Raw genomic sequence first — 12643 nt, 5'->3', positions numbered from 1 at the left:
GTTCGGGGGCAGACGGTCACTTGGTCGCGATCGTGATGGTGGCGATTCCGACCAGCAACCCCGGCTTCACGGCGTCGGTCTTGAACGTCTCGTTCAGCAGTCCGGCGGCGTCTTCCGAGATCTTGACCTCGGTTCCCTGCAGGATCGCCGTGTCGTTCGGTCCTGTCTGCAGCGGCTTCAACGTGCGGCCGTTGAGATCGAACAACACCGCATCGGTGGCCGCCGACGCACCGTTGACGCTGACGTCGCCGGTGAGCAGCGACGTTCCCGGGTCGATCGCGAAATCGGTGAGTTCGACGACGGTGCCGGGCGCCGCCAACGACAATCCGCTGCCGTCGTGCATGATCTCGCCCTGTACGTAGGGATCGACCGTGCCCGGCTCCCAGTACTTCACGTTGCCGCCGGTGATCGGGAAGCTGACCGATCCGTCGGCGAGCGCCGCCGTACCCACCACTCCGGGGGTGAGGCCGAGCGTCGTCAGGGCTCCGGTGAAGCCGGAATCCAATGCGACGGCGGTACTCACCCCGGTCAGGTTGTCGACCTGGGCGACGGGTGCGGGTTGCGAGGATGCTGCTGCGCTCACATTCGACGCCGCATTCGAATCGTTGCTCGAGCACGCCGCGAGCGGGGTCAGGGCCAGGGCGCCGATGGCCGCTGCTACGAGTGCTTTTCGATAGTTCGACATGATGATCAAACAACCTTTCCGGAGGAAGGAGGGGTGGGTGGATGTTCACTAGGTATTCGGTGCGGCTCCGCCGGCGGATGGGAGCTCTTACGCCCATTCCATCCGCACGAAGTACCGATTGGCGTGCTGCAGAACATCGATGACGCTCAGTCCGGCAGCGCGGGCGACCCCGGACATCGCCGCGACACCCACACTCGCCCAAGCGAACCACTCTCCGGCCAAATGATCCGTCTCCCAGCGCAGCAACTCGTGACGGACCCCCGGCGTGGTCGGCGGATCCACCTCGGCGATCACAATTCCGTGAGGTTGCAACAGTTCTCGTGCGCGACGGAGAACCCGCACAGGTTCGCCGCCGATGCCGATGTTGCCGTCGGCGAGCAGCACCCGGTCCCAGTGCCCGGACCGCGGAAGCGGCGCGAAGATGTCCCGGTGCAGCGCGAGGCCGCCGCGTCGGATCGTGAGTTGTACTGCGGCGAAGGATGAATCGACACCCAGCGCCGCGAAGCCGGCCGAGATGAGTGCCGCGGTGAGGCGGCCCGGTCCGCAGCCGAGGTCCACGGTGGCGCCGTGACAACCGGTGAGCATCACCCGGTCCGCGATCCGATCGGAGAGCGAGGATGCGTCCCCGCCCATCCACCGGCCCACCGGCAGCGGGCGACGCGTTCCCCGTGCGTCGCGCACCCAGCAGGGGAGTCCCGCCGACGCACGCCGCATCAGGAGGTCCGTGGATACGTCCGTTCTCCTCATGAGCCGCTCACGGTGTCACCAGCCTTGCGGGACAGCGCGAGCCGGGTGGCGTACGCGATGGCGGACACCGCGAAGAATGTGGCGGTGAGCAGCAGCCAGCGGTCGAGGAACGGTTCTTGCGTCAGCCCCGTCGCCGCGAGATACGCGTCGGCGCCCTGCTCGATGATTCCCGGCAGGAACAGCAGCAGCGTGAGCCCGGACGCGAGCGCCGGTACCCGAAGGTAGTTCAGTGCCGAAACCGACGGAGGTCGGGCAGTTCTCCTGCCCCGCATCGCGTTCAGCCCGGACGCCAAGGATCGGTCCGCGAGCGCGTACAGCGGGAACAGCACGAGGTCGTGGGCGATCACTGCGCCGAGGAACCATACGGCGATGGACTTCCACCACACGTCCTGATTCCACAGATTCTGCGGACCCACCACCGCCACCGCATATCCGGCGAGGGCGAAGCTGAACAGCACGGCCAGCAGATGCAGCGGGTTAGCGCCGTAGAAGCGGGCGAATCGGCGCATCTCACGCCTCCCGGAATTCGATGGCCTGCACCCATTTGGTGTTGTGGACGCCGGGCAGGGCGGGAACGATGATCCGGGCGGGGTAGCCGTGGTCGAGGGACAGGTCCGCGCCGTTGACCGCCAGGGCGAGCAGGGCGTCGGCGTCGCGCACCTGATCCGACGTGAGCACCGCCTGGTTGAACGCCCCGGACCGTTCCAGCGACGTCACCTTCGCCGACGCGAACGCCGTCACCCCGGCGGCGTCCGCGAGGTCACGCAGTCGCACGCCCGTCCACGTCTCGGTGGTGGACCATCCCTCGACGCACGCGATCGGCAGCGACGCCGTGTGCAACGGCATGGCGCGCAGTTGACTTCGGCTCAGCTGCACGGGTGCCGCACCACCCGTCACCGAGAGACGCCAGGTGTCGCCGGTCTGCTCCGGGGTGATCTGCGCGGCCGCAGCGGTGCGGTTGATCTGAAAGTCGTTGGGCCCGTCGCCGTACGAGCGACCGCGGGGGAGGAGCAGCGCGGCATTGCGCAGGAACCCGCCGGTGGTCTGCCCGACCGACAGGACGGCGACCAGCGCGGCGCCGCCACCGACCAGGGCGAGGGCGCCGCGGCGGCTGATGGTGGGCGGGGCGGGGTCTACGGCCACGAGGCCGTTCTCGTCCGGCGATTCGGGGTGCGTGTCCGCACGGGAGGTGCGCAGCATGTCCCGGAACGACCGGGAACGCAACGACCTCACCATCAACGGCACCTTCAGGATCGTGTGCGTCACGAACCCGGCGATGAAGACCCATGCGCCCCAGTAGTGGGCCGTGTAGAAGTCGAAGCCGAAGATGTAGTCGTACTGGATGTTCAGGACCCCGGTGATGATCTCGAACAGCGCACCGCCGACCAGGGCGATCAGTGACAGACGTTCGAGCGCCTGCGCCGGCGACCGCACCGGCGGAAACACGAAGAGTTTCGGGATCACCGACCACAGCTTGGCGAGCACGATCGGCACCAGGATCAGTCCGAGCCCGACGTGCAGACCCTGCGTGAGCCGGTACAACCACGACGGCCGGGTGGGCCACGCGAAGTACGGAAGGTGCAGCCACCCGACGTCGCCGGGACGGGCCTGCCCGAACTGAGGCCCGTACGCGATGTACGAGAGCAGTCCCGTGACGATGACGACCGGAAGCCCGATCAGCAGTACGAGGCCGAATACCGAGGTCAGCCACGGTCCGCGCAATGGACTGCGTAATCGTGGGCCGCGAGAGTGGTCGGTCATGGTGTATCAATCCCTCCGGCTCGATCATCTCGAGCCTCAGAGGTAATTCGGTGCCGCCGCCGTGCAGGACTGCTGCGCCCGTGAGTACTTATTAACCGCCCGACGTTAAGAAGTACTCACGGGTGCGAACCGTGCCGGATCTTTTCGCGGGGCTGGTCGTACCGGACCATCTCGTATCCGATCATCGCGAGCAGGACCGCGGTGAGCACGCCGAGGGTGGCGAGGGCCGGGATGTGCCAGACGACGGGGATCAGCGCGATCAGCACGACCGCCGTCACGACGCGCGGCACGGTGACCGACCTCGTCGCGTACGCCTTGAACGCGACCAGCGCGAGGAGGTACAGCGCCGCGCCGCCGAACAGTGCGATCAGCGGCCAGCCGTACAGCGGGTCGGTGAGCCGATGATGGTTGCCGTCGCCGACGTACGACAGGATCTTCTTCAGGCCGAGTGACAGCATCACGACCCCGATCACCATCGGCAGGTGCAGGAAGCTGTAGCAGTTGCGGGCGATCTTGATCTGACGCGCACCTGTGGCCTCCTCGAAGGCGTGCTCGACGGCCAGTGATGTGACGTCGAAGTACGACCACCACAGCAGCCCCGACACCGCGAGTCCCAGCAACGAGGCGACGATGATCGCCCAGGAGATCGGCAGGCTCGCGACGCCGATGCCGATCGAGACGATCGACTCGCCGAGCGCGACGATGATGATGAGGCCGTGTCGTTCGGCGAAGTGGCTGATCGACCGCAGCCGCCAGTCGGTGCCGCCGATCAGGGTGCCGATGTAGTCGCCGGCGAGGGCGAGGATCCACATCACGGTCTGCGCCGTGCCGGTGAGCTGCGATGCGATGAGCAGGAACGCGGTGCCGGTCACCATGCTCGGCGCGAAGCGCAGGACCTGACCGCGCAGTTGGGGGTCGGTGCGGCTGATGACCCAGAACATCACCAGGTGCAGTAGGCGGACGACGAAGTAGCCGAGGGCGAAGATGACGGGGCCGTCGAGTCCGCCTGCCAGGTCGTCGAACGCCTCGGGGATCGTCAGGGCGGTGATGAACATGGCGCCCATCGCACCGAACATCACCACCCGCACGATGCCCTCGTCGGCGCGTACGAGGTTGCAGAGCCAGGCGTACCCCACCCAGCTCCACCACAGGACGGCCATCACCAGTGCGCCGCGCAGCAGGTTCACCCCGGTGGGGTCCTCGGCCATCAGATCGGTGACGCGGGTGAGGGCGAACACGAAGACGAGGTCGAAGAACAGTTCGAGCGGCGACACCGACGCTCGTTCTTCGACGAGGCGGGGACGCAAACGATGGGCAAAGGTCACGGGGAGAATGCTGCCACCGGACGGCGACGCGGGAAAGTCCTACGAACTGCGACGATCCGTGGGGTCGGGCTCAGCCTTTCGTTCGGGGGTGCCGACGGGGGTGCGGGGGATCCGCCCGGCCCGCCGGCTGCCGCGGCCGGGAACGTCTTCGCATGCAGGGCGTCATCGAAAATCATCCGAACAGGGTGAAAGCCCGTGAGACGGTCTCGAACCGGATTATGCTCGGAAGATGGCCGGAATTCTCGTGGGAGATCCCGGATTACTGTGACCGAGCCCTGATCCCGGTGCCATCCGCGGACCTGGTCGGCATGCACGAAGAGAGGTTTTCCGGTGAACGATATCGACCCGGAGGATAGCGGGCCCATCGATTATCTCGTGGTGGAGTTCCCGGCCGACCGAAGACCGGACGGATCGGCATTGGCGATACTCCGCGACCTCGTCGAGCAGGGCACCGTGCGAGTGCTCGACCTGGTCTTCCTTCGCAGGGAAGCGGACGGTTCCGTCGTGGCGATCGACGTCGTCGACGTCGGACTCGAGGGCGACATAGATGCGTCGCTCTTCGCCGAGGCCTCGACCGGCCTGCTCGACCTGGCGGACATCGCCGACGCCGGATCCGTGCTCGAGCCGGGTGCTTCGGCTGCGGTACTGGTCTACGAGAACACTTGGGCCGCACCGCTCGCAACCGCTCTGCGTCACAGCGGAGCGCAGCTCGTGGCGTCGGGTCGCATCCCTGTGCAGGGCATCCTGGCGTCACTCGACGCGCTCGAAGCCAGAAACTGAAACCGAGGACAACATCATGCCCGGACTCCTCCGCGGGATCGCCCGCACCGCCGTCATCGCCGGAACCGCCACATCCGTGTCGAATCGAGTGTCTCGACGCCAGGGTCAGCGGTGGGCGGCGAAAGAGCAACCGCAACAGCAACCACAGCAGCAACCGCAGCAGCAACCGCAGGCACCGCAGAACGAGGCCCCGGCCTACTCCCAGGAACCCCCGCCGCAGGCCGCCCCCACCCCCTCCGCGGGAGGAGGGAGCGTCGACCGGATCGCCGCTCTGAAGGATCTCGGAGAACTCAGAGCGCAAGGTGTGCTCACCGAAGCCGAATTCAACGCCGAGAAGGCGAAGATCCTGGCGTCCTAGGACGACCCCGGCAGTCGCCTACTTCATCCACGGCATGAAGGTCGCGAAACCGGCGGCGACCACCCGCTGATACGACGACCCGATGACGCGGGCCAGCACGTCGAGGGCCTTCGCCTCCCAGCCGATGATCACCCGGGCTTTCCCCTTGCGGACTCCGTCGAGGATCGTCGTCGCCGCCATCTCCGGCGAGTGCAGGGCCAGCCGCTTGTCGAAGAAGTCCGCGAAGGTCTGTGCGTCCTCGTCCTCGGCGACAGTGGCGTTGCGGGCCACGGCGGTCTTGATGCCTCCGGGATGCACGCACGTCACCTCGACGGGGTGCTTGGCGATCAGCATCTCCTGACGCAGCGATTCGGTGAAGCCGCGCACAGCGAATTTCGCGGCGTTGTAGGCGCTCTGGCCCGGCACGGCGATCAGCCCGAACAGGCTCGAGATGTTGACGACGTGCCCGTCGCCGGACGCGATCAGATGTGGCAGAAAGGCTTTGGTCCCGTTGACGACGCCCCAGAAGTCGACGTCCATGATCCGCTCGATGTCCTTGAACTCGGACTTCTCGACGTTGCCGTTGTAGCCGATGCCGGCGTTGTTGTAGACCTGGTGGACCGTGCCGAACGTTGCGACGACGGAGTCTGCGTATTCCAGCATCTCTTCCCGTTCGGCGACGTCGATTCGGTCGGACCTGACCTCCGCGCCCAGCGCCTTGGCCTGGCGGACGGTGTCGGCGAGTCCGACGGTATCGACGTCGGAGAGGGCGAGCTTCGCACCCCTGTTCGCGAGATCGAGGGCGAGGGCCCGGCCGATGCCGGATCCTGCTCCGGTGACGACGGCGACTTTTCCTTCGAACGTGCTCATGTGGTTGCAACCTTTGCTGTGTCGGGGTGAATCGTCTGAATGTGACGGCGCAGTGCCGCGCCGAGGTCGGTGACCGCCTCGCGTGCCTCGGCGAGGAGGCTGACCTGGAGGTGGAAGTCGTGCCAGAGGTCGTCGAACCGGCGATGGTGGAGGACGCCCGCCGCAGAGGCGACGGCTGCTTCGATCTTCTCGGCGTCGACGGAGATCGGATCGTCGCCGGCCGTGTGCATGACGATCGGCGGCAGACCCGTCATGTCGCCGTACACCGGGGAGATGCCGGGCGATCTCGGATCGTGCTGTCCGGCATAGCGCGGGGCCCATTCGGCCGTCATGGACGGCAGGATCAGGGGATCGCGCAGCACCGGTCGCGACCGGTCGGCGTCGATCGCGAGGTCGGCCCACGGGCAGATCAGGCCGAGCGCGGCCGGGGCGGGGAGGCCACGATCACGCAATGCCGTCGCCAGCGCCAGCGTCAGTCCGCCGCCGGCGGAATCCCCCGCGACGATGGTGGTGTCCGCGTCGAGGCCGTCGTCGAGTAGCCGGGAGTAGACCGCGACCATTTCCTCGAGGGCAATCGGGTAGCGGGATTCCGGCGAGCGTGAGTAGTCGGGGATCACCGCCGTCGTCCCGGCGGCTGCGGCGAGGTGCGCGACCAGGCCGCGGTACCCCTTCGCGCTTCCGAGGGCGTATCCGCCGCCGTGGAGGTAGATCAGCGTCCCCCCGGTGGTGTGCGCCGGCCGCACCCGCACGACGGGGACGCCGGCGACCGTGTCGCGCTCGAACCGGGTGCCACGCGGTGGGCGGGCGGCGGCCGTCACCATCTCGACCATGAGGCGCTTCGCCCCGACGGGCACGCGGTGGGACGCGAACAGTGGGCGTGCGCTGCGCAGGCAGGCCCGGATGGCACCCCGGCTGACGGTACTCATGCCGGCGCGCCGAACTGCAGAATTCCGTCGTGAACGGGGTCGTCGAGGAGCATCGTGGAGTCCTTCTCGTAGTGCATGAGAACCTTCCACGGCGCCGTGGACCCCTGGCGGGGCATGACGTCCTTGCCGCGCTGCACGTACCCGGACTGCAACTGGTCGAGCATGCCGATGTCCATCGCGGAGTTCTCGACGTCGCGGGGCGTCGCGACGGTGTGACCGCCCTCGTCCATGTACCGGAGCAGCCGGCACAGGTAGGCGCCCGCGATGTCGGACTTCAGGGTCCACGGCGCGTTGGTGTAGCCGAAAACCCAGGCCAGGTTGGGGATTCCCTCGACGAGCACGCCCTTGTAGGTCATCTGACCGTGCAGCGGACGGGGCTGCCCGTCCACGGACAGTTCCATTCCGCCGAGCATCTGGATCTTCAGGCCGGTGGCGGTGACGACGACGTCCGCCTCCAGTTCCCGTCCCGACTTCAGCAGGATGCCCGTCTCGGTGAACGTGTCGATGTGATCGGTGACGATCGATGCGTCTCCCGACGAGAGCGCGGTGAAGAGGTCCGCGTCCGGCACCGCGCAGAGGCGTTCGTCCCACGGCATGTAGTTCGGCGTGAAGTGGCTCATGTCGAATCCGGGGCCGAGGCGTCGTCGCACCTGCCAGAGCAGGAATCGCCGCATCTGCCGCGGCCACCGCCGGCACGCCAGGTAGAGCCCGCGCTGGAGGGCGATGTTGCGCTTGCGTCCGAACGAATACACCCACTCGGCGGGCAGGAATCGGCCCAGCACCTCGGAGATCTTGTCGAGGGCGGGGATCGGGAAGATGTACGACGGCGAGCGTTGCAGCATGGTCACGTGCTCTGCATCGCCGGCCATCGACGGGACCAGGGTGACGGCGGTGGCGCCGCTCCCGATCACGACGACCTTCTTACCGGTGTAGTCGAGGTCCTCCGGCCACTGCTGTGGGTGGACGCACCGGCCCCGGAATCGGTCCGTGCCCGGGAAGTCCGGAAGGTGGCCGGCGTCGTAGTCGTAGTAGCCGGTGCAGCTGACCAGGTACCCGCAGGTGTAGGTGCGGATGTCGCCGGTTGCCTCGTGCAGGGCGGTCACCGTCCAGCGTTCCTCGGCCGTCGACCAGTCCGCCCCGACGATCTTCAGCCCGTAACGGATCTTGTCCTCGATGCCGAACTCCCGCGCGGTGTCCGCGATGTACCGGCGGATCGACGCACCGTCCGCGAGCACCTTCGAGTCACGCCACGGCCGGAACTTGTAGCCGAACGTGAACATGTCGGAGTCGGAACGAATACCGGGGTAGCGGAACAGATCCCACGTACCGCCCAGCCGCTCGCGGCGCTCCAGCACCGCGATGGTCTTGTGGGGGAACTCGGCCGTCACCTGGCAGGCCGTTCCGATGCCGGACAGTCCGGCACCGATGATCAGAACGTCGAAATGTGTCGTACTCATGGCTTCCTCGCGCTTCTGCCTGCTGGGTTCGCAGGATGGGGTACAAACAGAATGACTGTGTGCCACGTCACAGGTCTTGACACTTTCGGACATGCTTTTAGCATTTCCCGACATCGTTCCCGGCTGGAGGAGAGTTGACCCCGTGGGAAGTCTGATCCGGGCCACGAACCTCTGGGGGTACGGCGACCTGATGCGGGAGCTGGGCGCCGACCCGGAGTCGTCCCTCGCGCGCTTCCACATCCCACCCGGAGCCGAGCACGAGGTGGACGCGTTCGTGTCGTTCGAGGCGGTCGTGCACGTGCTGGAGGCCGGTGCTACCGACCTGGACTGCCCGGACTTCGGGCTCCGGCTCTCGCACTGGCAGGGCCTGGACATCCTCGGGCCCGTCGCCGTGATCGCTCGGAACGCGCAGACCGTGCACGGCGCATTCGAGGCGATCGCCCGCTACTTCTACGTGCACTCGCCCGCCCTGAAGCTGACCGTCGAGCCGCGCACCGGAGGTGACGTCCGGTTCGTCTACGAGATGACGGAACCGTCGCTGCCCTATCTGCCGCAGGGATACGAGCTGGCCATGGCCAATGGTGTCCGCATCCTTCGGCTGCTCGCCGGCCCGGATGCGCGTCCCTCGCTGATCTCGTTCGTGCACGACCAACTCGGGTCGGACGCCGCCTACCGTGCTGCGCTGGACTGCCCCGTCCTGTTCGGGCAGACGTGGTGCGGGTTCGAACTGCCCCGGACCCTGGCGGACCGGCGGATCGACAGCGCAGATCCGGAGACCCGGCGGATCGCCACGAAATACCTGGAAACGCATTACCTACCGAGCACCGCGGCGCTGTCCGAACGCGTGGCCGAGTTGGCCCGGCGCCTGCTGCCCACCGGCCACTGCAGCGCCGAGGCCATCGCCGACCAACTGTCGATGCATCCGCGCACGCTGCAACGGCGGCTGGCCGAGGAGGGTGTGCGATGCCAGGATCTCATCGAACGGGAACGTCGCGCCCAGGCGGCGAGATACCTCGCCGAACCGGGATTTCATCTCGGCCAGATCGCGGGACTGCTCGGCTACACCGAACAGAGCACCCTCAACCGTTCCTGCAGGCGGTGGTTCGGGAAGACGCCGAGGCAGTACCGGGCCGACCTGCACCCGTGAGTACTTGTCAACCGCGGGCGGTTTGTTGAGTCTGGGGACATGTGAGACAGATGATGTCTACCCAGATGTGAGACACGCTGCCGTCGACGAGGTGTGAGGCACCTGACTGGTCGTGAACTTGGTTCATGACCGGAACGGATGCCGTCATGGACCTGCTACACGCCCTGCTGGTGCTCGCCCACGCCACCGGCGCCGACATGTTCGACGGGAACTTCGCCCGCTGGTGCGCCGACCACGGGATCTCCCGCGCCACCGCCTACCGACACAAGAAACGGATCGAGGAGGAGGGCCGGTGGACCACCCGGTCCCGCCGGCCCACCTCCTGCCCACACGCCACCCCACTACCGGTCGAGATCGAAATCGTCCGGCTTCGCCTGAACCTGCCCCACCACGAGCGCGGCGCCGACACCATCGCCTACCACCTGCAGGCCGTCGCCGACAAACACCACTGGGCCGCCGAGGGCTGGACCATCCCGTCCCGGGCCACGATCAACACGATCCTCTCCCGCTACGACCTGGTGATCCCGGAACCGAAGAAACGCCCGAAATCGTCGTACCGCCGGTTCTGCTACCGCAACCCCCGCGACTGCTACCAGATCGACGCCACCCAGGTCCGGTTGGCCACCGGCGAGAAGGTCGTCGTCTTCGAGGTCCTCGACGACTGCACCCGCACCCTGGTCGCCACCCGGGTCGCGGACGCCGAAACCGCCGCCGGGGCGATCGCGGCGATCACCGCCGCGTTCACCGGCTTCGGGATCCCGGCGTTGGTGCTCGCCGACAACGGCAGCGCGTTCACCTCCCGCCGCACCAAGGGCGGCATCTCCGGCTTCACCCGGGTCGTGGAGCAGGCCGGGGCCCGGCTGATCCACTCCACCCCGTATCACCCGCAGACCTGCGGGAAGGTCGAACGCCACCACCGCACCTTCAAGCAATGGTTGGCCGCACGGCCCACCACCGCGGCCACCACCACCGAACTGCAGCAACTGTGCGAGACCTACCAGCGGTTCTACAACACCGAACGCCCGCACAGCGCCGTCAAGATGCCACCGCTGCAGGCCTGGCGGAATGCGGCGATCCACGGTGGGCCACAGCACCTTCCGATCCAACACGACGCCACCGTGCACGCCCTCGTCGTCTCCTCCACCGGCACCGTGTGCGTCGACTCCCGCGCCCGCCTGAGCGTCGGCCGAAAGATGGCCGGACAGACCGTCACCCTGCTGCGCGACGACGACCACGTCACCGCCTACACCACCGACGGCGACGTGATCGGCCACCTACACCTCGACCACACCAAGCGCTACCAAGGCAAACTCCGCCCCGCCTAAAATCTGTCTCACATCTACGTAGACACCCGTGTCTCACATCTACGTAGACAGCACAAACCGCGGGCGGTTGACAAGTACTCACGGGCGTAGCCTTAACCGACGTTTACATAGTCGCGGAAGGCACTCATGGATACCACCCTGTCCACCGTCCGGCGCCGGCCGAAGGATCGCAAGGAGCAGATCCTCGAATCCGCACGTGCGCTGATCGTCGAGCTCGGGTACCGGAATGTGTCGATGGCGCAGATCGCCGACCGGGTCGGGATCACCGCCGGCGCGCTGTACCGCCACTTCTCCAACAAGTCGGTGTTGCTGGGGGCGGTCATCGGGCAGAGTTTCGACGACGTCACCCCGACGTTCGGTTCGCGGGTGACGCTGGCGGGCGCCTTGGCGGTGAGCTGCGAACATGCGGCAGCTCACCGGGACGTCGGTGCACTGTGGTGGCGCGAAGCACGCAACCTCCCGGACGATCTGCGGGACGGGCTGCGCGACCGTCTGCGGGCGGTCAATCGTCAGTACGCGGATCTCGTCGAAGTGGAGAGGCCACACCTGGGGAATGGGCAGGCCGAGGAAGTGGCATGGGGGGTGCAGGCCGTGCTTGCGAGCCCCAGCTCGCACGCGTCGCGGATTTCCGGTCCCGAGTTCGCGGCGCTCCTCACGTCGGCGTGTGAGGCCCTGTGTGCAGTCGAACTCGCGCCGCCGACGCCATTGCCCAAGCGGGCATCGGCGCGACTCGAGCCGGTCTCCAAGCGTGAGAGCCTGCTCGGCCACGCCATCGTCCTGTTCGGGGAGAACGGGTACGAGGCGACGGGGCTGGACGACATCGGTGCGGCCGCCGGGGTGTCGGGCCCCAACCTGTACAGCTATTTCGACAGCAAGGCGGAGATTCTGGAGGCGGCCATCGAGCGCGGCACCAGCGCGCTCTGGCTGCTGTTGCACTCGGTGCTGCGGGAGAACGAACTGCCGGAGCGCGCGCTCGAAGATCTCGTTCGCGGCTACGCGGAATTAGCTTTGGACAGAACGATTTTGACGTCTCTTCTGCAAACGGAACAGGTGACCCTGTCCGACATTGCTCGCGCCCGGCAGCGCGAATACGTCGCGGAGTGGACCGCGTTGCTCCGCGCTTGCCGCCCGGACCTGGAGGAGACGCCCGCGAGGGTTCTGGTGCACACCGCGCTGAGTGTCGTGCACACCCTCGCGCGCATCGAGCACCTCCGCGCGAATGCGTCCTTCCCGGCCGACCTCGTGGCGATGACCCTGGCAGTGCTCTTCTCGCACTGATCGTC

13 protein-coding genes are annotated in these 12643 nt (G+C 67.1%); 5 read left to right on the top strand and 8 right to left on the bottom strand.

Annotation, left to right across the window (positions count from 1 at the left end; all coding sequences use genetic code 11):
- Positions 1 to 16 precede the first annotated feature (16 nt).
- The 5 genes from WKC72_RS00690 to WKC72_RS00670 form a co-directional block, all read right to left on the bottom strand.
- The gene (locus tag WKC72_RS00690) at positions 17 to 685 is read right to left on the bottom strand and encodes a hypothetical protein (protein ID WP_037229322.1); all 669 of its coding nucleotides are present in this window, start codon (positions 683 to 685) and stop codon (positions 17 to 19) included.
- Between the two features lie 87 nt (positions 686 to 772).
- Positions 773 to 1432: a class I SAM-dependent methyltransferase gene (locus WKC72_RS00685; RefSeq protein WP_174233826.1), complete on the bottom strand. Its 660-nt coding sequence runs from the start codon at positions 1430 to 1432 to the stop codon at positions 773 to 775.
- Complete coding sequence (locus tag WKC72_RS00680) at positions 1429 to 1941, bottom strand: hypothetical protein (protein WP_370181472.1); 513 nt, start codon at positions 1939 to 1941, stop codon at positions 1429 to 1431. Before WKC72_RS00680 ends, WKC72_RS00685 begins: the two co-directional genes overlap by 4 nt.
- Position 1942: 1 nt before the next feature.
- A complete protein-coding gene (locus tag WKC72_RS00675) occupies positions 1943 to 3193 on the bottom strand; it encodes a molybdopterin-dependent oxidoreductase (RefSeq protein WP_370181471.1) in 1251 nt (416 codons plus the stop codon).
- Between the two features lie 116 nt (positions 3194 to 3309).
- Positions 3310 to 4518, bottom strand: coding sequence for a low temperature requirement protein A (locus WKC72_RS00670; protein WP_037229142.1), 1209 nt, complete (start codon positions 4516 to 4518; stop codon positions 3310 to 3312).
- Positions 4519 to 4848: 330 nt separating this feature from the next.
- On the opposite strand from WKC72_RS00670, the gene WKC72_RS00665 reads away from it, so the two are divergent.
- Positions 4849 to 5298 (top strand): DUF6325 family protein, encoded by a 450-nt coding sequence (locus tag WKC72_RS00665; RefSeq protein WP_128640202.1) that lies wholly within the window; start codon positions 4849 to 4851, stop codon positions 5296 to 5298.
- 16 nt (positions 5299 to 5314) lie between these two features.
- On the top strand, positions 5315 to 5656 hold the full coding sequence (locus WKC72_RS00660; protein WP_112300564.1) for an SHOCT domain-containing protein: 342 nt from the start codon (positions 5315 to 5317) through the stop codon (positions 5654 to 5656).
- 18 nt (positions 5657 to 5674) lie between these two features.
- On the opposite strand, the gene WKC72_RS00655 is transcribed toward WKC72_RS00660, so the two are convergent.
- From WKC72_RS00655 to WKC72_RS00645, 3 genes are read right to left on the bottom strand one after another with little or no spacing between them, the layout of a single operon-like run.
- A complete protein-coding gene (locus WKC72_RS00655) occupies positions 5675 to 6505 on the bottom strand; it encodes an SDR family oxidoreductase (protein WP_037229134.1) in 831 nt (276 codons plus the stop codon).
- Complete coding sequence (locus tag WKC72_RS00650; protein WP_370181470.1) at positions 6502 to 7431, bottom strand: alpha/beta hydrolase; 930 nt, start codon at positions 7429 to 7431, stop codon at positions 6502 to 6504. Before WKC72_RS00650 ends, WKC72_RS00655 begins: the two co-directional genes overlap by 4 nt.
- A complete protein-coding gene (locus WKC72_RS00645; RefSeq protein WP_370181469.1) occupies positions 7428 to 8888 on the bottom strand; it encodes a flavin-containing monooxygenase in 1461 nt (486 codons plus the stop codon). Before WKC72_RS00645 ends, WKC72_RS00650 begins: the two co-directional genes overlap by 4 nt.
- Positions 8889 to 9078: 190 nt before the next feature.
- Here WKC72_RS00645 and WKC72_RS00640 point away from each other — a divergent pair, with 190 nt between their 5' ends.
- The 3 genes from WKC72_RS00640 (at position 9079) to WKC72_RS00630 (ending at position 12638) form a co-directional block, all read left to right on the top strand.
- Positions 9079 to 10035, top strand: coding sequence for an AraC family transcriptional regulator (locus WKC72_RS00640; RefSeq protein ID WP_370184226.1), 957 nt, complete (start codon positions 9079 to 9081; stop codon positions 10033 to 10035).
- Between the two features lie 125 nt (positions 10036 to 10160).
- The gene (locus WKC72_RS00635) at positions 10161 to 11360 is read left to right on the top strand and encodes a DDE-type integrase/transposase/recombinase (protein ID WP_370180656.1); all 1200 of its coding nucleotides are present in this window, start codon (positions 10161 to 10163) and stop codon (positions 11358 to 11360) included.
- A gap of 126 nt (positions 11361 to 11486) precedes the next feature.
- Positions 11487 to 12638: a TetR/AcrR family transcriptional regulator gene (locus WKC72_RS00630; RefSeq protein WP_112300561.1), complete on the top strand. Its 1152-nt coding sequence runs from the start codon at positions 11487 to 11489 to the stop codon at positions 12636 to 12638.
- Positions 12639 to 12643 lie beyond the last annotated feature (5 nt).

Origin of the sequence: Rhodococcus wratislaviensis (genome assembly GCF_041228765.1) — a bacterium.
Taxonomy (GTDB): Bacteria; Actinomycetota; Actinomycetes; order Mycobacteriales; family Mycobacteriaceae; genus Rhodococcus_F; species Rhodococcus_F wratislaviensis.
The sequence above is the reverse complement of the archived record's forward strand: the minus strand, read 5'-3'. Positions and strand labels throughout refer to the sequence as shown.